Source organism: Rhodococcus huquni (assembly GCF_055231055.1).
The window spans coordinates 188,079-207,850 of sequence record NZ_JBUYWE010000002.1 but is presented as its reverse complement, the minus strand read 5'-3'; the positions used below and the strand labels follow the sequence as shown (position 1 = coordinate 207,850).

The window sequence follows — 19,772 nt, the reverse complement described above, 5'->3', positions numbered from 1 at the left end:
GCAACGTCTCGAAGACATTACTGATGCAACTTTGTATCGACCGTGACCCAGTCGTTATTACAAAGTTCGAGAACGCGTTCTAGTATGTGGGAATCCCCAGGTCAGACGCCGATCTTTCCGCCGCTCTTCCAAGCGGCAACCACTGCCGGTCGCGGCTGGGTGTCGCCGCCGTCCGGCCAGTGCGACGCGGGGTTCTCCACGCTGGCGTCGTCGTCCTCACCCGGGTGCTGGACGCTGACGAGCACCCGATCCTCGGTGACGATGGGGCCACAGGTCTCGGCGCCGACGGGAACCGACAGGAACTGCTTGGTCTCACCGCGACGGTCGCCCTCGAGGACCACGCTGAACAGGCCGTCGTTGGCCTTCAATGCGTTGCCGTCCGTGGAGATCCACAGGTTGCCGTGTGGATCGAACGCCACGTTGTCGGGGCACGAGATCGGACTGACGGCCTCCTTGTCGAACCCACCGAAGTACGTGTCCGCTTCCTTGGGATCGCCGCACACCAGCAGCAGGGTCCACGTGAACTCGGTGCCCGCGTGATCGTCGTCGAGCTCGAGCACCTGGCCGTTCTTGTTGGTGTTGCGCGGGTTCGCCTCGTCCGCGGCGGCCTTGCCGTCCGTGCCGCGCTTGTCGTTGTTGGTGAGCGCGACGTACACCTTGCCGGTGTGCGGATTGGGCTCGAAGTCCTCCGGGCGGTCCATCTTGGTGGCACCGGCCTTGTCGCCTGCCTGACGGGTGAACACCGCAACCTCTTCGGCGCTCATGCCGTCGACCAGCGACTCGCCCTTGCCGTCTTCGCCCGTGCGTAGCAACGGAATCCACTCACCCGTGCCGTCGAAGCTACCGTCCTCCGGCAGCTTTCCGGAACCGTCGATCTCGTCGGCGGAGTTGCCGGTGAACTTGGCCACGTAGAGGGTTCCGGCGTCGAGCAGCGTCATGTTGTGACGCAGGGCGGCCTGCCCGTTGCCGTCCATCTTCTTGCGGGTCGACACGAACTTGTACATGTAGTCGAACTTCTCGTCGTCACCGCTGTAGGCGACCACGGTGCCGTCGTCCGTGATGTGGATGGTTGCGGCCTCGTGCTTGAACCGGCCGAGGGCGGAGTGCTTCACGGGCACCGACGAGGCATCCCAGGGGTTGACCTCGACGACGTATCCGAAACGATGAACTTCGTTGGGCTCCTTGGCGATGTCGAAGCGGGGATCGAAACGCTCCCACAGGCGTTCGGACGCGCCGCCTTCGATTCCGTAACGCGCCAGGCGATCCGCGGCCGCAGGTTCGGTGACGGTCTCGGCGCCCGCGAAGTACTGGTTGAAGTTCTCTTCACCGGAAAGCACCGTGCCCCAGGGTGTGACGCCGCCGGAGCAGTTGTTCAGCGTCCCTGCCACCTTCGTGCCGGTGGGGTCGGCCGTCGTCTTGAGGAAGTCGCTTCCCGCTGCCGGTCCGGTCACGAGAAACTCGGTGTTGGCCGTGATACGACGGTTCTGGGGGCCGAATTTCGGTGTGAGCTTGCCGGATCCGGACTCGCCCTCCACCTGAACGACGGACAGGCCGTGCGCGTTGACAGCGATCTGGAACTGCTCGACGGTGGGGTTCTCGGGGTCGTATCCACGGAACATGAACGGCTCGGTGCTGTACTCGTGGTTCACGACCAGGAGGAAGGTGTTGGGCTGTCCCTCGACGGGCAGGAGACCGGCGAAGTCGTTGTTGTAACCGAACTGCATCTCCTGCGCCTGCGGGGTCTGCTTCTCGAAGTCGAAGGCAGGAGCGCCTTCCACCACCGGATCGCCCCAGCGAATGACGACGGCCTGCTCGTAGCCGTCGGGGATCGTGACGGCGTCGTCCGTGTTGGGGGCGACCGCGTCGAACCTGGTGCCGGTCGGTGCTTCTCCGTCACCGGCTGCGGTCGACGAGTTGCCGCTGCCTGCTGCGGAGTCCGAGTCGTCGGAGCACGCGGCGAGCACGCTGCCGGCGCCGACCGCGACCACGGCCATGCCCGTTCCGCGGAGAACGCCTCGCCGCGACAGTGCCGCCCGTGCGACGTCGCGGAAGTACTCGCCCTGGGAAGTGTTGGGTACCTCGTGTGAGCACTGGTTGCCGCACTTGTACTGGCAGGTGACAGATGCGCGTGAAGAATTGCCGTCGTGCTTCACGAACAGCGCAAGAGGTTTCAAACCCACGGTTCACTCCCGAATCGAGTTATGGACAACTCGGGCACCGTAAGGCGCGCGAACGTGTGAAAGGGAACGCCCACGTGAACGAACGGACAACGAGGCGACCCTAACTATTGCGCGGTCAGAGGACCTGGGAGAGAAACTGCTTCAGCCGATCCGTTTCGGGTTCGTCGAACATCTTGTCCGGCTTGCCGGTTTCTACGACCGCGCCGTGGTCCATGAACAGGACGTTGTCCGACACCTCGCGGGCGAACCCCATCTCGTGCGTCACGACCACCATCGTCATACCGCCCTTGGCGAGGTCCGCCATGAGCGCCAGCACGCCCTTCACCAATTCCGGGTCGAGGGCAGAGGTGGCCTCGTCGAAGAACATGACCTCCGGCTTCATCGCCAGAGCGCGTGCAATGGCGACGCGCTGTTGCTGGCCGCCGGACAGGTTCCCCGGTCGGGAGTCGGCCTTGGCGGTCAGCCCCACCAACTCGAGCTGCTCGAGGGCGACCTGGCGCGACTCGTCTTTGCTCATCCCCTTGAGCTTGCGGGGGCCGAGTGCGATGTTGTCGACCACGCTCTTGTGCGGAAAAAGGTTGAAGTGCTGGAACACCATGCCGATTCGCTGACGCAGGTGATCCGGGTTGTCCTTCAACACCGATCGGCCGTCGAGCAACACGTCGCCCTTGTCGGGTTCGTGCAACCTGTTCAACGCGCGCAGCAACGTCGACTTTCCGGACCCGGACGGGCCGATGACGGTGACGGTGTTGCCCGCGTCGACATGAAGGTCGACGCCCCGCAGCACTTTGTTGTTGCCGAACGCCAGATGAATATCGGTGCCCGTCAGGGACACGGAACTTCTCTCGGAAACGGAGCTCTTCTCGGAGACCGCCATGGTCTATCCCCTTTCCACGACGATGGACTGCTCCACCGGATCGAGCGTGCCGGAATTGTCGGTGCGGCCCGTGCGTAGACGGTTGTCGATGTAGTTGACGAGGTGCGTGAGCGGAATGGTCAGCACCAGGTAGAACAGGCCGGCCGCGACGAGCGGTGAGAGGTTTCCGGTCTGTGCGTTGAGGTCTCGTCCCACCGCGAAGAGTTCACGCTGGGTGACGAGCAAGCCGAGGAAGTAGATCAGCGACGAATCCTTGATGAGCGAGATGAATTGGTTCATCAGGGCGGGCAGCACCCGCCGGACACCCTGCGGGACGACCACCAGCGACATGGATTTGCGATAGCTGAAACCCAATGCACGTGAGGCTTCGAGCTGTCCCGATTCGACGCTCTGGATGCCTGATCGGAATATCTCGCCGATGTACGCGGAGGCCAGCAGAGAGAGGGCGGCCGCGCCGAGCCAGTACGGGTTGCTTCCGGTCAGGTTTTTCACCAGCGGCCCGACCCCGAGTCCCACGATCAGGATGATGACGACAGCCGGCAACCCCCGGAATATATCCGTGTAGATGCGGGCGGGCCAGCGCAGCCAGCGGGTGCGGGAGATGCCCGCCATCGCCAACAGCATGCCGAGAACGGTTCCCACGATGCCCGACGCGAGCGCGAGGATCAGGGTGTTCGGCAGGCCTGTCTTCAACAGATCGGGGAAGGCGCGCTTGTACAACTCCCAGTCGAAGAAGGTGTCCTTCAGCTGTTGGAGTGTCGATTTGGGTGCGACGGCCTCGGCGGGCTCTTCGTTGGCGGCGTTCTCGGCCGCGATGGCCGCGAAGTCCGGTAGCTCGGGGACCGGAGCGGCCTTGCTGCCCGGCTTCCAACCCTCCGGAAGCTGCCGCGGAACCCAGCCCGAGTACAGCTGCGAGTAGGTGCCGTCCTCGATCACGGCATCCAGACCGGAGTTCAGCGCATCGATCAACGGCTGGTTGTCCTTGGCGACAGCCCAGCCGACGAAGTTGTTGACGCTGAACGTGTTCTCCACGATCGACGTCGGATCACCCGGGGCGATAGTGCCTTCGGCCTGTTGCGACGGCGCCACCCAGGCGTCGATCTGTCCGGTCTTCAGGTTCGCGTACGCCGTGTTGTAGTCCGGAAACTTCACCGGATCGAGGCCGAGTTCGTTGACCACGTACTCGTCCTGGACGGTGCCCTGCACGACGCCGACGCGGGTGTCGGCGTTCAGGGCGTCGAAACCGGTGATGGGGCTGCCGTTGGGCACCACAAGCGAGAAGTACCCGAAGTCGTAGCCGTTGGTGAACCCGACCGTGTTACGCCGCTCGTCGGTGGTGGTGATCGACGACGACCCCACGTCGAAGCGGTGGCCCGCGACCTGAGCGAGCAGGCCCGCGAACTCGGTGCCGACGAAGTCGACTCGCAAGCCGAGCTTCTCGCCGACGGCGCGCAGGAGTTCGTTGTCGTAGCCGGTGAACTGGTTCTCCGAGTTGACGCAGATGCTCGGCGGCGCGTCCGACAGGGTGCCGACCGTGAGGACGCCGGGTTCGATCAGATTCAGCTTGGACGTGTCGACCTGGTCGAGCGGGGCCACGTCCGGGGTGGTGTGCCGATCCTCGGCGGCCGATGCGGCCTCGGAATCGAAGTTGGTGGGTACGGCCGTGGACGCGCCGACGCCGGGGGGCGCGCACAGATCCGTGGGTGCACCGTCGCCGCCGCCGTCGCCACTGGAACAGGACGCCACCGTGAATGCCAGGATCGTGGCGATCATCAGAGCGAGGGCGACGCGCACTCTCGGTGCGACGGAGGAAAGCATCCTTGCAGAATAAACCCGCCCCTCCCGATCCCGACCAATGTCACACCGGTTTCGCTGAACGTAACCGGTGTGACATTGGTCAGCTGAGGGTGAGTCAGGCGAGGCCCGAGATGGGCGGCGGGTTGTTCTCGTCGCGCCAGGCGATGGCCTGCTTCAGTTCGGTGAGGTCGTACTCGGGCCCGCCGACGCCGACGGTGAACAGCGTGACGCCGGCCTCGACGAACTTCTGCGCCTCGTCCAACCCCGGCCACGACAGTGAGTGCGCTATGTCGTCCGGGTTCCGGCCCTTGTCTGCGCAACGGTCGGCGAGGATTCCCGCCTTGCGTGCGTGGGTGTCGATATCGCTGAAGCTGTGCCAGATGTCGCCGTGCTCTGCGACCAGGGGCAACGTCTTCTTCTCGCCGCCGCCGCCGATCAGGAGCGGGATGTGCCGCGTGGGCGGCGGGTTCACCTTTGCGAGTCGGCCGGTGATGCGCGGGAGATACTCGCCCAGCAGCTTCAGCCGCGAGCCGGCTGTGCCGAACTCGTAGCCGTATTCGTCGTAGTCCTTCTCGAACCAACCGGCCCCGATCCCGAGGATCAGGCGACCGCCGCTGATGTGGTCCACGGTGCGGGCCATGTCTGCCAGCAGGTCCGGGTTGCGGTAACCACCACCGGTGACGAGTGCGCCGATCTCCACCCGCTCGGTCTGCTCCGCCCAGGCACCGAGCATCGTCCAGCATTCGAAATGGGCGCCCTCGGGGTCGCCGTACAGCGGGTAGAAGTGATCCCAGTTGAAGACGACGTCGACGCCGGCGTCCTCGGAGCGCAGCACGGCATCACGGATCAACCCGTAGTCGGGGGCCTGCTGAGGTTGAAGTTGGACGCCGATACGAACTTGACGGTGCATGTGCGGGCTCCTCGGAGTTGGCTTCGGGCACTCCCCATCATCTTGCGCGCGTCATGGAACGGCCCGCAACGAAATCAGCCGTCGGCAAGCCGCTGCCCCATCCACTGCAGAACCTCCGGGTAGGCTGCCGGACCGGCCGGAAGGTGATTGAGACCCACGACCGGAATCGAGGGGAAGTCGTACTCGCGCACGGTCACGTCGGTCGCACCGGCGTCGTGCCAACGCTGCGCCAGCACCCGGGTCTGTTCGACGGGAACCGTGTCGTCCGGCACCCCGTGGCCGATGAACACGGGCTTGTCCGGGGCCGTGAATCCGATGGTGTTGTCGGCGACGATCGAGGCGAACGGCTCGTCGGCGAGATGTTCCCGCAGGCCGCGGCCGTCCTTGGTGACGTCGCGGAAATGCACGCCGCCGAAGCGCTCGGAATCGCTGACACAGTCGTTCGTGGTCTCGTCGAGGATCCGCAATCCCTCGTCGTCGAAGATCCCGCGAATGTCTTCCGCCCGGTCGGGGTAGGCGGCGATCATCCCGTTCACGACATAGAAGAGGTTGCCCGCCAGCGGAGTTCCGTCGCTGTTGTCGATGTTGAGAGTCACGTCCGCGGGCGGCGCCCCGACGTACGTCCCTTTCAGGTTCAGATTCGGGGCGTGGGAGGCAGACAACTCGGCGGCAGCCGCCGATGCATGACCGCCTTCCGAGTATCCGTAGACGAGGACGGGGGTGTCGGTGTCGCCCACTGCCGCTCTTGCCACGTCCAGGAGCGCGTTTCCTGCCGCTGTCCGGTTGAGGTACGTGTGCACGCCGGGCGTTCCGAGCCCTTGATAGTCGGTGGCTGCCACCTGGTAACCCTGTGCCAGGAAGGGAGCGATGGTGGCGCTGTCCATGGACGTGCCGATTCCGTGCGAACCCGCACAGCGGTCCGCGAGACCACTGGTACCGGGCGCGTAGGCGAGCACCGGGCGTGGACCCGGTCCACCCCACGGGACGTCCGGAGTGATCGTGTAACCCGAGACGGTCATGGGGTTTCCGTTGGCATCGGTCGATTTGTACAGAAGCAACTCTGTGTGAGTCGCAGGTAGCCCGGGAATCGGCATGGAGCGCACGATGTCTCCGTCGCCGAGCTCGGCCAGATCGGGTACGGGCTGGTGGTAGAGGTCTGTGCGCTCGTCGGCGTTGGCGGTGCCGGGCACGGCGGCCAGGGCCAGTGCGGCGCAGGACATGATGGCTACAGAAGCAATGGAACGATTCACTGGAACAACCCCCACGGGTTCCTGGTTTCGTATGCGCTCGTTTCCGCTGCCTGATTACAGCACGTTCGGTAGCCAGATGCTTGCTATCTCGTTCCCGCGCGCGCCCCTTCCCCCGGCCAATGTCACACCGGTTCGCGTGAGCTGAACGCGTGTGACATTGGTCAGGGAAGGGGGTGGTCAGGAGAACGTGACGCCGGCCGCCGAGAGGGTGGCACGCAGAACGAAACCGGCTTCCGGGCCGACGACCTCGCTCACCAACTCCAGATATCGGTGCAGAAACTCGGGACCGTGCGCGGGGTCGACGCGGGCTCCCGGATCGTCGGGATGCATGGGATCGAGGTGGTGGGCCAGTTCGTGTAGAACCACCAGTTCCCGGAACGCCCACGCGGTGCCGCTGCGGTACTCGGGAACGGCAATGGCGGCGCAATCGCTTTCGTAGTGTGCCGCGTTGTTGCCGGCGCGGGCGCGAACGTGGACGGGCACCGAGGCCCGCTCCCATCGCCGACGAACCCAGTCGAGGGCGAGCACTCGATCGAGGTAGTCCTGAATCGACTCGATGGAGGCGAAACGGCGCTCGACCGGCAGCGTGACCTCCGATCCGATCAGCTCGACGGTCCGTGACCCGGTCTTGTCGGCGCGGTCGAACATGTTGCGCACCAATTGTTCTGCCTCGTAGACGAGTGCTCGCTGCGAGTCGCGGCCCGCCTTCACGGTATCTGCTTCTTCGCGGTTCCGAGTTCGGTCGACGGCCCGAGTTTCGCGGTCCGTGCCGCGCGGTCTCCCGCCCTGCGTGCCGACGAAGAATGCCCAGCGGACGCCTTCGCTCCTCGCCAGGTGCCACGTGCCCGTGACTCCGCGGTGTAGTAGTCGCGCAGTTCCAACTCCTTGTCGCGCAAGGCCAGCGCAGTGCCAGGAGTATCGGTCTCGGCGACCGTTCTGGTCTCGTTGCGTGCCTCTTCCAGACGCTTGCCGATTCGTTCCGAGTACGCGAGCTGAAAGTTCAGTCGCGCCGTCACACCCGCGACCGGACGCCGCACCTTCGTCGCGACCCGGCGGCGGCCCCGCTTCTCGACGACGGTGCGCAGCGTCGTCTCGTTCCGATACTCCCCCGACTTGATGTAGGCGTCCGACGCTCGGACCATCTGCACGAGCAGGCTCGAGTACAACGCCTCGCACGTGTCGATATCGGTTGCGAACCCGTATGCGTAGATGACGGCCGAGCTCTGCGAGATGTCGCACTGCACGTCGTTGGCCGCGGCGATCACGATGAAGAGCTGGGCGTACGTCCGCAATCCCTTGCGCCCGGGCTCGCCGACGGTGATCAGCCGCTGCGTCGGCGTGGTCCGCTTCTCGCGTCCCGACGCGTGGGCCCTGGCCACCGCGAGGTCGATCGACGCCGTGGTTGCCAGACGTTGCGCGGCCGCCATGAAGGCGTCGCTCTCGTGCGCGTTGTCGGTGGATTCCGCTTGCCGGAGGAGTCCACCGATGCGGGTCAGCATCTTGTCCGAACTCACGTGGGCGATACTAAGCTTCCCTCGGCTCGCGCGGGAATCCGTGCCGCGGGGACCACCCACTTCGACTCGGATCGTCCGGCACGTTCCTGCCGGTAGAAGGGATCTCACACCCATGGCGACAGTTACGTACGACCGCACGACCTGCCTGTTCCCCGGCTCTCAGAAGCCGGCGGTGGACGGACTCGATCTGCACATCGAGGACGGCGAGTTCCTCGTGCTCGTGGGGCCGTCCGGATGTGGAAAGTCGACGTCGCTGCGCATGCTGGCGGGGCTCGAGCCGGTGCACAGCGGCCGCATCCTCATCGGTGACAACGACGTGACCGGCCAGGAGCCCAAGGAACGCGACATCGCGATGGTGTTCCAGAACTATGCCCTCTACCCGCACATGTCGGTCGCGGAGAACATGGGATTCGCTCTCAAATTGGCCGGCTCGTCGAAGGCCGACATCCGGGCCCGCGTCGAGGACGTGGCCAAGCTCCTCGACCTCGAGCAGTATCTGGATCGCAAGCCGAAGGCACTGTCCGGTGGTCAGCGCCAGCGTGTCGCGATGGGCCGTGCGATCGTCCGGCAGCCGCAGGTGTTCCTGATGGACGAGCCGCTGTCCAACCTGGACGCCAAACTGCGCGTGCAGACGCGCACCCAGATCGCTCAGCTGCAGCGTCGCCTCGAAACGACGATGGTCTACGTCACCCACGACCAGGTCGAAGCGATGACGATGGGCGACCGCGTGGCCGTTCTGAAGGACGGGCAGCTGCAGCAGTGCGACACTCCGCGCGACCTGTACCGCAGCCCCGCGAACGTCTTCGTGGCCGGTTTCATGGGCTCGCCGTCGATGAATCTGTTCACCCTCCCCCTCACGGAACAGGGCGTGCAGTTCGGTGACACGGTCATTCCCGTCCCTCGTCAGCTGCGTGGGGAGAACAGCGAGGCCGAGGTCGTCGTCGGCGTGCGCCCCGAGCATCTCGAACTCGCCTCGGACGGAATCTCGATGGACGTGGCGGTGGTCGAGGAACTCGGCTCCGACGCCTATATTTACGGTCGCACCGCCATCAACGGTGTCACCCAGGAGATCGTCGCCCGTGCCGATTGGCGTAACCCGCCGCGCAAGGGCGAGACCGTCAAACTGCACGTCGATGCGGAGCAGTTGCACCTGTTCTCGGCTGTGGACGGGCGCCGTCTGAGCCGGTAGGACGCGCGCGACACGCCCACGTGACCGATTCAGCTTGGGGGTAATGCCCCGTTTGCCGGGTGGTCCATGCCACAGTATGTTCCGACACCGCGACCGGTGCCGCAGTTCCGTCATGCCGATCGCGGGTTCATCCGCCTACCAACGGGGAGTACTCCATGGTTCAGATTTCGAGAGCGGTTCGCCGCGCAGCCGTGTTCGCGACCGCTGCGTCGATGGTCACGCTCACCGCTTGTTCGAGTGACAGTGGCGATGCCCAGTCGGAGAACCTCGACGGTCGAGGCCCCATCACGTTCGCGATGGGAAAGAACGACACCGACAAGCTGACTCCGGTCATCGAGCAGTGGAACGCCGCTCACCCGGACGAGAAGGTCGAGCTTGCCGAGCTCGCCGGTGAAGCGGATGCGCAGCGCGACAAGCTCGTCCAGTCGCTGCAGGCCGGCAACTCCGAGTACGACGTCATGGCGCTCGACATCACCTGGACTGCGGAGTTCGCAGCCAACGGATGGTTGCAGCCGCTCACCGACGAGCTGGCGATCGACACCGCCGGTCTGCTCCCCGCAACCGTGGACAGCGCCACCTACCGTGACGTCCTGTACGCGGGCCCGCAGAACACCAACGCGACCCTGCTTTACTACCGCAACGACATGGTCCCGGCGGCTCCCGCCGACTGGAAGGCGCTGACCGACAGCTGTGGCGTCGCGGCCGAGAAGTCCGTCGACTGCCTGCTCACTCAGCTCAAGCAGTACGAGGGTCTGACGGTCAACACCACCGAGGCGATCAACTCGTGGGGCGGCTCGGTCGTCGGCGAAGACGGCAGCACCCCCGAGGTCGATTCCCCCGAGGCCAAGGCCGGTCTGCAGTCGCTCGTCGACGCGTATGCGGCGGGACAGATCGCGAAGACGTCCACGAGCTCCACGGAAGAGGAGACGAACCTGGCGTTCGTCGACGGCAAGTCCATGTACGCCTACAACTGGCCGTACATGTACAGCAACGCCGAAGAGGACGGTTCGGCTGTGAAGGGCAAGGTCGGCGTCGCGCCGATCGTCGGGCCCAACGGTCCCGGCGCGTCCACCCTCGGTGGCTACAACAACGGCATCAACGTGAACTCCGACGCCAAGGCGACCGCCCGTGACTTCATCGAGTTCATCCAGAGCCCCGAGGTTCAGACGTCCTTCGCGGACCAGTCCTTCCCGCCGGTTCTCGCGAACGTGTACGACGACGAGTCGCTGATCGCCAAGTACCCGTACCTCCCGGCGCTGAAGTCGGCTCTCGAGACCGCCGTTCCGCGTCCGGTCACGCCGTACTACAGCGACGTGAGCCGTGCGATCCAGGACAACGCCTACGCCGCGATCACGGGTGGGAAGTCGGTCGATCAGGCGGTGGCGGACATGTCCTCTGCCATCGAGGTCGCTTCCAAGTAGTCAGTTAGTCAGTTCGGATTCGAAGCTAGTCAACAGCGCCGCCGCCGCGGCGACGAAGGGCCGGGTACCGAAGAAATGGTCGACACCGCTGTGCGGACCGAGCAAGACGAGCCGGAGGTCTCTGTTCGCAAGAAGCGGGATCTGCGAGCAGTGTGGCTCATCGCGCCGACGATGCTCATTCTCGCTGTCGTCATCGCGTACCCGGTCCTTCGTGCGATCTACCTGTCCTTTCAACAGGACAAGGGGATCGACCCCGCCACCGGCCGATTCACCGACGGTGGATTCGCCGGCTTCGATCACTACCTGCAGTGGCTGACCCAGAACTGCGGTTCGGGCGCGGGTTCGTGCCCACCCGGAACACTCGGCGCCAACTTCTGGCCTGCCGTGGGCACCACGCTGTTCTTCGCGGTCGTCACCGTCTCCATCGAGGTCCTACTCGGACTCTGGATGGCGACGGTGATGGGCCGCTCCTTCTTCGGACGCTCGATGCTGCGAGCGAGTGTCCTCATCCCGTGGGCGATCCCGACCGCCGTCACCGCGAAGCTGTGGTTCTTCATCTTCGCCAACGACGGCATCGTGAACCGCGTGCTCGGCACGGACATCTCGTGGACCACCGACCCGTGGGCGTCGAGATTCGCGGTCATCATCGCGGACGTCTGGAAGACCACACCGTTCATGGCGCTGCTGATACTCGCGGGCCTGCAGATGATTCCGCAGGACGTGTACGAGGCCGCGAAGGTCGACGGCGCGACCGCCTGGCAGCGCTTCCGACAGATCACGTTGCCGTTGGTGAAGCCGGCGCTGATGGTGGCCGTGCTGTTCCGCACGCTCGACGTCCTGCGCATGTACGACCTACCGGCCATCCTCTCGGGGACGAGCGGCGGAACCCCCACGACCACGGTGTCGATTCTCGTGGTCGCAGACATGCAGGGCGGCAATTTCAACAGTGCCTCCGCCCTCTCGACGCTCGTGTTCCTCATGATTTTCGCGGTGGCGTTCGTGATGGTGAAGTTCCTCGGGGCCAACGCGGTCCGCACACAGGACGATCAACGTAAGGGAGCAGCCAAGTGATGGCGGGCAGGCACCGGTCGCCGGAGCTGGATTCGGAGACCGAAGTGGCACGTCCGGAGGAGCCGCCGGTACATCGGCGTCCGATGGGGCCGATCGTTCGTACGTACGTGGGCGTCGTCGCCATCCTGATCTGGGGACTGGCCCCGTTCTATTGGATGGTGGTCACCGCGTTCCGCAGCGTCGATCACACCTTCGACACGACCCCGTGGCCCACCTACGTCACTCTCGACAACTTCCGGGACGCGCTGTCCACCTCGAAGGGCAACGACTTCCTCGGTTCGATCGTCAACAGTCTGATCATCGGTGCCGTGACCACGGCCGTGGCGTTGATCCTCGGCATCTTCACGGCGTACGCGCTGGCCCGGATCGAGTTCCGGGGCAAGTACATCGTCACCGGCATCGTTCTTGCGGCTTCGATGTTCCCGGGCGTCGCGTTGGTGACGCCCCTGTTCCAGCTGTTCGGTGACCTCAACTGGATCGGCCAGTATCAGGCGCTCATCATCCCCAACATCTCCTTCGTGCTTCCGTTGACCATCTACACGTTGACGTCGTTCATGTCGGACATGCCGTGGGAGTTGGAGGAGGCGGCCCGCGTGGACGGCGCGACCCGGACCCAGGCGTTCCGTCTCGTGATTCTTCCGCTGGCCGCTCCGGCGCTCTTCACGACGGCGATCCTCGCGTTCATCGCGACATGGAACGAGTACATGCTGTCGAGTCAGCTCTCCAACCGGGCCACCGAGCCCGTGACCGTGGCGATCGCCCGATTCTCGGGTGGGGACGCGTTCACCCAGCCCTATACCGCGGTGATGGCCGCCGGCACGCTGGTCACGGTCCCTCTCGTGATCATGGTTCTGCTCTTCCAGCGCCGCATCGTGTCCGGGTTGACCGCCGGTGGCGTCAAGAGCTGACATGCATCCTGTTGCGAAGCGTCAGCGTCTCGAACTGTTGGTCGGCGTGCTCGGATTCTTCACGCTGATGGCGCTGATCTCGGCCGTCGTCGAGATCGTGCGGGGTACGCCGAGCATGACGTCCTCGCTGGTTCTCCTGGTGTGTGTGGTGCTGACGGGATTGGCCGTCACCGCGCTGCGGCGGGCGCGACGCCTGTCCTGATCGGCGGTTTATGTGGCCTGTGCCGCCTTCGCCGGAAACAGCCACGCTCGTCACAGTTGGCGGGAAATGGCAAACATAGGTATGCCTGGATGGAATGATCCGTGAAGATCGGATACGCCAACCGGGAGCGTGTAAGTGAGTTCACCGACCAATCCGCCAGGCGAGGGCCCTTCGCCGTCGGGCCGTCATGCCGAGGAAAACGCCAGGACAGGCGCACCTTTGGGATCAGATGACCCACCTGCATCGGGTTCGAATTCCCCCAAAACGGACCATCGTTGGCGCAATGTTCGCCGCTCGGTTCTTGCAGTTGCCGTTGTGTTGCTGGTGGTGCCCGCCCTCGTTTTCGCGATCGCCTACGTGCGCGCGGAGGTGCCGAAACCCTCGGATATGGAGACCAATCAGGTCGCCACGATCCTTGCTGCGGACGGTACGTCCGAGATTTCCAAGGTCATCCCGCCGGAGGGTAACCGCACCGAGGTGGACCTGAACGAGATCCCCGAGCACGTGCGCAATGCAGTGTTGTCCGCGGAGGACCGCAACTTCTATTCCAATCCGGGCTTCTCGGTCAGTGGATTCACCAGGGCTGCCCGCGACAACATTCTGGGCAAGGACAGCGCAGGCGGTGGCTCCACCATCACCCAGCAGTACGTGAAGAACGTGCTGGTCGGTTCGGATCGCAGCATCACCCGCAAGATGCGCGAGCTCGTGATCTCGACGAAGATGAACAACGAGTGGTCCAAGGACGAGATCCTTGCCGCATACCTGAACACCATCTACTTCGGACGTGGCGCGTACGGCGTCGATGCCGCTGCTCGGGCCTATTTCGACAAGCCGATCGGTGAACTGAGCGTCGCGGAGGGCGCGGTGCTCGCGGCGGTCATCCAGAGTCCGTCGTACCTCGACCCCGAATCCAATCCGGACAAGCTCGAGTCCCGGTGGAACTACGTGCTCGACGGCATGGTCGACATGGGCGTTCTGGACGGTCAGGAACGACAGAACACGGAAATGCCCGTTGCGGCACCTGCGAATCGACCGACCGACGCGAACTCGGAGCCGGGGCCGTCGGGACTGATCCGCAATCAGGTACTACGTGAGCTCGCCGAATCGGGCATCAGCGAACAGACGCTGAACACCGAAGGCCTGCAGATCACCACCACCATCGATCCGAAGGCGCAGGCCGCGGCGGTCGAGGGTGTGCACAGCACACTCGAGGGTGAAGATCCCGACCTGCGCACGGCCGTCGTCTCCATCGATCCGAAGACCGGTGGCGTCCGGTCCTACTACGGCGGCGAGGACGGCAACGGCTACGACTATGCGCAGGCTCCGTTGCAGACCGGTTCCTCCTTCAAGGCCTTCGGTCTCGCGGCGGCGCTCGAGCAGGGCATCCCGCTGTCGGCGCGATACAGCAGTGCGCCGTTGACCGTGGCGGACCTCGAGATCGGCAACGTGGAGGGTGAGTCCTGCGGCGTCTGCAGCATCGCAGAGGCCACCAAACGTTCGCTGAACACGAGCTTCTACCGGCTGATGATGTCGATGGAGGACGGACCGCAGTCCATCGCCGACGCTGCACACAAGGCGGGCATTCCCGAGCAGATTCCCGGGCTCGAAGGCCCGAGCCTCACCCAGAACGGCGGCCCGCCGGAAGGCGGCATCGTGCTGGGTCAGTACCAGGCGCGACCCATCGACATGGCGTCCGCTTATGCCACGTTCGCGGCCTCGGGCATCTACCGCAAGCCGCATTTCGTGCAGAAGGTCGTCGATGCCGACGGCGAGGTGCTTCTCGACCGCCAGCCGGATCCCGGCGAGCGGCGTATCGACGAGGCCGTCGCCGACAACGTCAGCCAGGCGCTGATGCCGGTGGCCTCCTACTCCAAGGGGCACGGCTTGGCGGGCGGACGCCCGTCGGCGGCCAAGACCGGTACCGCGCAGCTCGGTGAATCAGGCGAGAACAAGGACGCCTGGATGGTCGGGTACACGCCGTCGTTGTCGACGGCGGTGTGGATGGGCAAAGCCGATGCCACTGCCATCAACAACAGTTGGGGCGGGTTGATCTACGGTTCCGGACTGCCGTCGGACATCTGGAAGGACACCATGGACGGTGCCCTCGAGGACACCGACTGGGAGGACTTCCCGTGGCCGGATTCGATCGGTGGCCAGGCCGGTGTCCCGTCCGGTGGGGGCGGCGACAGCAGCAGTTACGACAGCGGTAGCAGTAGCACCACCACCGGTAACGGTGGAGGAGGCGGCAATACCGACACCGGGCAGAACCAAGCTCCGGCGCCACCGCCGGCGGCAGAGGAACCTGCTGCCCCGCCCGTGGAGGTACCTCCGGTCGAGGTTCCGACTCCGCAGGAGCCGCCTCAGCAGGTGGAGATTCTGCCGGGCGTCGTCATTCCGATACCGGGTCAGTGACTTCGAATTCTTCGATCGCGAAGCTCACGATCGGTGGGCCGTCCTCGTCGGGTCCGTCGCCGCGAAAGGCGTCCAACGACGCACGGTCGGTCCACCGTTCGCTGATGTTGACCCGGCTCGGTTCGAGCGGGTCGGGACTGACACTGAACTCGAGGCACTGCGGGTTGCCGCGTGCGAGGCGCACGGCCTCGGAGCTGAGCTCGATGTGCTTTTCTCGATCGGCGGGATCGACTGTCAGGTGGCCGACGACGATGATCATGGCGCGACGGTAACCCACACGGGGCGGCCTGTCGTGCGATGCTGAGGTCATGTGGCGTTCCAGAACTGCCGGTGCAGCACTGTTCACGACGATCGTCGCCGTCGGTGTCTGTCCTGGCGTAGCGCTTGCTGCACCTCAACCGATCGACAACTTCGACGGTGTCCCCGAGCGCACCTCGTTGACGGTCGAGTACGCGCCCGGCGGAATTCTGATCGGAACGGCCAATCAGCACGAGGCGCGGGCGGGCTTGTCGACCGTGAAGCTCTACGTCGCCGACTACGCCTTACGGCACGGCGATCATTCGCCGGAGGACTTCTATCTGGCGGAGCGGATGATTCGTGAATCCGACGACGCTGCCGCTTCCGAACTCGACGCCAAGTATCCGGACGCGATCGGTGCGGTTGCCGACGAGTACGGCCTGTCCGAGACCACGCGCGGTTCGTTCTGGGGCGATTCGTTCACGAGCACCGCAGACACCGTCCGCTTTCTGATGGCGAAGCGGCTCGATCCGTTGTCGCCGATTCCGGGCTGGATGAGCACGGCGGCACCGGTTGCCGCGGACGGCACCGTTCAGGACTGGGGTACGGCCAAACTTCCCGGCGTGCTCGGCAGCAAGTGGGGTTGGGGGGATCCGGGTTCCTCGGTGGTCGCCTCGGCCTCGTTCGGTCCCGACTTCACGGTCGCCGCCAACACGTACGGCACCCCGCAGGAGCAGACGGACGACGTTCTCGGTGCCTTCGGGCAGGGGCCGGCCCCGCTGATCCCTCAGGACGCGCTTCCCCCGATTCCCGGCGTGGACGTGGATGCGCTGGCCCGCAACCTCGAGGAACAGTTGCAGAACGTCCTCCCGGGTTGAGACAAGACTGTGCGCCTCCCCCGCGGCCGAAGCCGCCAGGAAGGCGCACAGTGATTGCGGAAGTTGTAGCCCGGAATCAGGGTTCGACGATGAAGGCTTCCAGCTCGGTACGAGCCTTGTCGTCGGCCATCTGAACCGGCGGGGACTTCATCAGGTAAGCGGAAGCCGGGTAGACCGGTCCGCCGATTCCACGGTCCTTGGCGATCTTGGCTGCGCGGACGGCGTCGATGATGATGCCGGCCGAGTTCGGGGAGTCCCAGACCTCGAGCTTGTACTCCAGGTTGAGCGGGGCGTCACCGAATGCGCGACCTTCGAGGCGGACGTATGCCCACTTGCGATCGTCGAGCCACTCCACGTAGTCCGAGGGACCGATGTGGACGTTGCGGTCGTGGATCTTGCCCGCGAGCGAACCGGTGAGGTTGGACGTCACGGCCTGGGTCTTGGAGACCTTCTTGGACTCGAGGCGATCACGCTCGAGCATGTTCTTGAAGTCCATGTTGCCGCCGACGTTGAGCTGGTACGTGCGGTCGAGCACGACTCCGCGATCCTCGAACAGCTTGGCCATCACACGGTGGGTGATGGTGGCGCCGACCTGGCTCTTGATGTCGTCGCCGACGATCGGGACGCCGGCGTCCTTGAACTTCGCAGCCCACTCGGGGTCGGAGGCGATGAAGACGGGCAGCGCGTTGACGAACGCGACGTTCGCGTCGATCGCGGCCTGCGCGTAGAACTTGTCGGCCTCTTCGGAGCCCACGGGGAGGTAGGACACGAGGACGTCGACCTCGGCGTCCTTCAGAGCCTTCACGACGTCTACGGGCTCGGCGTCGGAGACCTCGATGGTCTCGGAGTAGTACTTGCCGATGCCGTCGAGGGTCGGTCCACGCTGGACGGTGACGTCCGTGGGCGGCACATCCGTGATCTTGATGGTGTTGTTCTCGCTGGCGAGGATGGCCTCGGAAAGGTCGAATCCGACCTTCTTGGCGTCCACGTCGAAGGCAGCGACGAACTTCACGTCGCGGACGTGGTAGCCGCCGAACTTCACATGCATCAAGCCGGGAACGGTGGCATTCTCGTCGGCATCCTTGTAGTACTGCACGCCCTGAACCAAGGACGAGGCACAGTTGCCCACTCCCACAATGGCGACGCGCACTGCGCGCGCCCCGGCGGTGTTGTTCTCACCCATGGTCGGGTTCTCCTTCTTTCTTGTGCGTTGCTGTTGACTGCTCAGCGGCGATCAGTTCGTTGAGCCAGCGGACTTCGCGTTCGCTGGACTCGAGGCCGAGCTGATGTAGCTGACGGGTATAGCGATCCAGTGACGAACTTGCGCGCCCGACGGCATCTCGAAGGCCTTCGCGGCGCTCTTCGACCTGACGGCGCCGGCCCTCGAGGATTCGCATCCGCGCCTCGGCCGGAGTGCGGCTGAAGAAAGCGAGATGAACACCGAATCCGTCGTCCGTGTAGTTCTGTGGACCCGTGTCGGCCACGAGCTCGGTGAACCGTTCCTTGCCGACGGGTGTCAGCTGGTACACGCGGCGGGCCCGCCTCTTGACGGGTGCCGGTGTGCTGACGTTCTCGGCGATCAGTCCGTCGGACTGCATGCGCCGAAGAGCCGGATACAGCGAGCCGTAGGAGAACGCGCGAAACGCTCCCAACAACCCGGTCAGCCGCTTCCGTAGCTCGTATCCGTGCATGGGTGACTCGTGGAGAAGCCCGAGAATTGCCAATTCGAGCATGTCTCCACCTCCTGGATTTGTCCCATGTACCCGATGCGATTCGAAACTATATCGCAGCGATATATACGAGAATACGGCAGGAGTGGTAGGTGTGACAACAAGTCACACGCTGCAGGTGTGGTTTCCCGTCGTCGGCACCGAAATCGGCCCCGCGAATCCCCGCCGATCCGTCCCCGAACCTCCTGCCGGTCATCGGGCGCACGTACTCTGGTCTCCGTGCGGTTACAGCGGCAGGTGGTGGACTACGCGCTTCAGCGTCGGTCGCTGCTGGCCGAGGTCTACTCGGGTAGGACGGGCGTCAAAGAGGTATGCGACGCCGATCCCTACCTGTTGCGGGCCGCCAAGTTCCACGGCCGGGGCAGCGACGTCATGTGCCCCATCTGCCGTAAGGAGCAGTTGACCCACGTTTCCTGGGTGTTCGGCGAAAAGCTCGGTGCTGTCTCGGGTTCGGCACGAAACCCCGACGAACTGGCTCGGCTCGAGGCCACACAGGAAGAATTCTCTGTCCACGTCGTGGAGGTGTGCCGGACGTGCAACTGGAACCACCTGGTTCAGTCGTACGTCCTCGGTTCGATACCGGCGCCCAAACGACCGCGGCGATCGTCGGCGAGGGCGCGTCCCCCCGGTCGGCGTACTGCGAGCGAGTAGGCCAGCACCCATGAGCGGGTGTGGCTAGTCTCGGTCGTCGCCGGCAGATACAACGCAGGACCGCGTTCGGTCCACAACCACTGGAGATTTGTACGTGAGTTCCCCCTACAACGACGAACCGGGCCGTCCGCCCCGACCGAGCGGCCCGCCGCCGCAGGGACGTGCGCCCGGCCCGCCGCCGCAGGGGCGTCCGCCGCGCCAGGGCCCGCCCCCGCAGGGCAGGCCGGCGGGGCCGCCGCCGCAGGGTAGGCCGGTAGGACCACCGCCCGGTGTCCGTCAGGCGGGAGGACCTCCGCAGGGACCTCCCCGTCGACAGGGCCCTCCGCCGCCGCGTCAGGCTCCAGCAGCTCGCAACGCCCCGCCTCCGGGCAGGGGCGTTCCTCCGCAGGGACCACCTCGCCGGCAGGGCCCTCCGCCGCAGGGTGTGCGTCAGGCTCCCCGAAATGCTCCAGCTCCCGGTTCCCGTCCGCCGGGTGGGCGTCCACCGGGTCCGCCGCCGCGGACCGGTGGTCCGGGCGGTAGCGGCGGTAATGGTGGCGAGCCGC

At 65.1% G+C, this 19,772-nt stretch carries 18 protein-coding genes; 8 read left to right on the top strand and 10 right to left on the bottom strand.

The genetic code is table 11. The features are described from left to right. Positions 1-101 precede the first annotated feature (101 nt). From ACZI8R_RS04575 to ACZI8R_RS04545, 7 genes are all read right to left on the bottom strand, one after another. Positions 102-2,180: a PhoX family protein gene (locus ACZI8R_RS04575; protein WP_463378394.1), complete on the bottom strand. Its 2,079-nt coding sequence runs from the start codon at positions 2,178-2,180 to the stop codon at positions 102-104. Positions 2,181-2,295: 115 nt separating this feature from the next. Beyond that, positions 2,296-3,057: an amino acid ABC transporter ATP-binding protein gene (locus ACZI8R_RS04570; RefSeq protein WP_463378393.1), complete on the bottom strand. Its 762-nt coding sequence runs from the start codon at positions 3,055-3,057 to the stop codon at positions 2,296-2,298. A gap of 3 nt (positions 3,058-3,060) precedes the next feature. After that, a complete protein-coding gene (locus ACZI8R_RS04565; RefSeq protein WP_463378392.1) occupies positions 3,061-4,875 on the bottom strand; it encodes an ABC transporter substrate-binding protein/permease in 1,815 nt (604 codons plus the stop codon). A gap of 94 nt (positions 4,876-4,969) precedes the next feature. Next, positions 4,970-5,764 carry an LLM class F420-dependent oxidoreductase gene (locus ACZI8R_RS04560; RefSeq protein ID WP_463378391.1) on the bottom strand — a complete coding sequence of 265 codons (795 nt, stop codon included), beginning with the start codon at positions 5,762-5,764 and terminating at the stop codon, positions 4,970-4,972. A 74-nt stretch (positions 5,765-5,838) separates the two neighbouring features. Continuing rightward, entirely contained in the window at positions 5,839-6,984 is a 1,146-nt protein-coding gene (locus tag ACZI8R_RS04555) for a lipase family protein (RefSeq protein ID WP_463378390.1), read from the bottom strand. A 207-nt stretch (positions 6,985-7,191) separates the two neighbouring features. Continuing rightward, entirely contained in the window at positions 7,192-7,725 is a 534-nt protein-coding gene (locus ACZI8R_RS04550; RefSeq protein WP_463378389.1) for a TIGR04338 family metallohydrolase, read from the bottom strand. Then, the gene (locus ACZI8R_RS04545; RefSeq protein WP_463378388.1) at positions 7,722-8,528 is read right to left on the bottom strand and encodes a DUF2786 domain-containing protein; all 807 of its coding nucleotides are present in this window, start codon (positions 8,526-8,528) and stop codon (positions 7,722-7,724) included. Before ACZI8R_RS04545 ends, ACZI8R_RS04550 begins: the two co-directional genes overlap by 4 nt. A 112-nt stretch (positions 8,529-8,640) precedes the next feature. Between ACZI8R_RS04545 and ACZI8R_RS04540 the strand changes: the two genes are divergently transcribed. The 6 genes from ACZI8R_RS04540 (at position 8,641) to ACZI8R_RS04515 (ending at position 15,731) form a co-directional block, all read left to right on the top strand. After that, positions 8,641-9,717: an ABC transporter ATP-binding protein gene (locus ACZI8R_RS04540; protein WP_463378387.1), complete on the top strand. Its 1,077-nt coding sequence runs from the start codon at positions 8,641-8,643 to the stop codon at positions 9,715-9,717. Positions 9,718-9,872: 155 nt separating this feature from the next. Further along, positions 9,873-11,138, top strand: a complete 1,266-nt coding sequence (locus tag ACZI8R_RS04535; RefSeq protein WP_463378386.1) for an ABC transporter substrate-binding protein — start codon at positions 9,873-9,875, stop codon at positions 11,136-11,138. A 75-nt stretch (positions 11,139-11,213) separates the two neighbouring features. Continuing rightward, positions 11,214-12,209 (top strand): carbohydrate ABC transporter permease, encoded by a 996-nt coding sequence (locus ACZI8R_RS04530; protein WP_463378385.1) that lies wholly within the window; start codon positions 11,214-11,216, stop codon positions 12,207-12,209. A gap of 83 nt (positions 12,210-12,292) precedes the next feature. Further along, a complete protein-coding gene (locus ACZI8R_RS04525) occupies positions 12,293-13,117 on the top strand; it encodes a carbohydrate ABC transporter permease (RefSeq protein WP_463378757.1) in 825 nt (274 codons plus the stop codon). Position 13,118: 1 nt separating this feature from the next. Continuing rightward, a complete protein-coding gene (locus ACZI8R_RS04520) occupies positions 13,119-13,319 on the top strand; it encodes a hypothetical protein (protein ID WP_463378384.1) in 201 nt (66 codons plus the stop codon). A 219-nt stretch (positions 13,320-13,538) separates the two neighbouring features. Then, complete coding sequence (locus tag ACZI8R_RS04515) at positions 13,539-15,731, top strand: transglycosylase domain-containing protein (protein ID WP_463378383.1); 2,193 nt, start codon at positions 13,539-13,541, stop codon at positions 15,729-15,731. Here ACZI8R_RS04515 and ACZI8R_RS04510 read toward each other — a convergent pair. After that, positions 15,709-15,990, bottom strand: coding sequence for a putative quinol monooxygenase (locus ACZI8R_RS04510; protein WP_463378382.1), 282 nt, complete (start codon positions 15,988-15,990; stop codon positions 15,709-15,711). The two genes, ACZI8R_RS04515 and ACZI8R_RS04510, sit on opposite strands and share 23 nt — an antisense overlap. A gap of 49 nt (positions 15,991-16,039) precedes the next feature. Here ACZI8R_RS04510 and ACZI8R_RS04505 point away from each other — a divergent pair, with 49 nt between their 5' ends. Next, positions 16,040-16,846, top strand: coding sequence for a hypothetical protein (locus tag ACZI8R_RS04505; protein WP_463378381.1), 807 nt, complete (start codon positions 16,040-16,042; stop codon positions 16,844-16,846). Positions 16,847-16,922: 76 nt separating this feature from the next. On the opposite strand, the gene ACZI8R_RS04500 is transcribed toward ACZI8R_RS04505, so the two are convergent. Both ACZI8R_RS04500 and ACZI8R_RS04495 read right to left on the bottom strand, forming a co-directional pair. After that, the gene (locus tag ACZI8R_RS04500; protein ID WP_463378380.1) at positions 16,923-18,029 is read right to left on the bottom strand and encodes an inositol-3-phosphate synthase; all 1,107 of its coding nucleotides are present in this window, start codon (positions 18,027-18,029) and stop codon (positions 16,923-16,925) included. Further along, on the bottom strand, positions 18,022-18,579 hold the full coding sequence (locus ACZI8R_RS04495) for a PadR family transcriptional regulator (RefSeq protein ID WP_463378379.1): 558 nt from the start codon (positions 18,577-18,579) through the stop codon (positions 18,022-18,024). Before ACZI8R_RS04495 ends, ACZI8R_RS04500 begins: the two co-directional genes overlap by 8 nt. A gap of 216 nt (positions 18,580-18,795) precedes the next feature. Here ACZI8R_RS04495 and ACZI8R_RS04490 point away from each other — a divergent pair, with 216 nt between their 5' ends. Beyond that, on the top strand, positions 18,796-19,227 hold the full coding sequence (locus tag ACZI8R_RS04490) for a DUF5318 domain-containing protein (RefSeq protein ID WP_463378378.1): 432 nt from the start codon (positions 18,796-18,798) through the stop codon (positions 19,225-19,227). Positions 19,228-19,772: the final 545 nt, after the last annotated feature.

Excerpts from the sequence above, each read along its gene's own strand:
- ACZI8R_RS04555 (WP_463378390.1), bottom strand. The coding sequence starts at position 6,984 with ATGTCCTGCGCCGCACTGGCCCTGGCCGCCGTGCCCGGCACCGCCAAC.
- ACZI8R_RS04505 (WP_463378381.1), top strand. The coding sequence starts at position 16,040 with ATGTGGCGTTCCAGAACTGCCGGTGCAGCACTGTTCACGACGATCGTC.
- ACZI8R_RS04520 (WP_463378384.1), top strand. The coding sequence starts at position 13,119 with ATGCATCCTGTTGCGAAGCGTCAGCGTCTCGAACTGTTGGTCGGCGTG.
- ACZI8R_RS04525 (WP_463378757.1), top strand. The coding sequence starts at position 12,293 with ATGGGGCCGATCGTTCGTACGTACGTGGGCGTCGTCGCCATCCTGATC.
- ACZI8R_RS04510 (WP_463378382.1), bottom strand. The coding sequence starts at position 15,990 with ATGATCATCGTCGTCGGCCACCTGACAGTCGATCCCGCCGATCGAGAA.
- ACZI8R_RS04560 (WP_463378391.1), bottom strand. The coding sequence starts at position 5,764 with ATGCACCGTCAAGTTCGTATCGGCGTCCAACTTCAACCTCAGCAGGCC.
- ACZI8R_RS04540 (WP_463378387.1), top strand. The coding sequence starts at position 8,641 with ATGGCGACAGTTACGTACGACCGCACGACCTGCCTGTTCCCCGGCTCT.
- ACZI8R_RS04495 (WP_463378379.1), bottom strand. The coding sequence starts at position 18,579 with ATGCTCGAATTGGCAATTCTCGGGCTTCTCCACGAGTCACCCATGCAC.
- ACZI8R_RS04535 (WP_463378386.1), top strand. The coding sequence starts at position 9,873 with ATGGTTCAGATTTCGAGAGCGGTTCGCCGCGCAGCCGTGTTCGCGACC.
- ACZI8R_RS04565 (WP_463378392.1), bottom strand. The coding sequence starts at position 4,875 with ATGCTTTCCTCCGTCGCACCGAGAGTGCGCGTCGCCCTCGCTCTGATG.
- ACZI8R_RS04570 (WP_463378393.1), bottom strand. The coding sequence starts at position 3,057 with ATGGCGGTCTCCGAGAAGAGCTCCGTTTCCGAGAGAAGTTCCGTGTCC.
- ACZI8R_RS04530 (WP_463378385.1), top strand. The coding sequence starts at position 11,214 with ATGGTCGACACCGCTGTGCGGACCGAGCAAGACGAGCCGGAGGTCTCT.
- ACZI8R_RS04500 (WP_463378380.1), bottom strand. The coding sequence starts at position 18,029 with ATGGGTGAGAACAACACCGCCGGGGCGCGCGCAGTGCGCGTCGCCATT.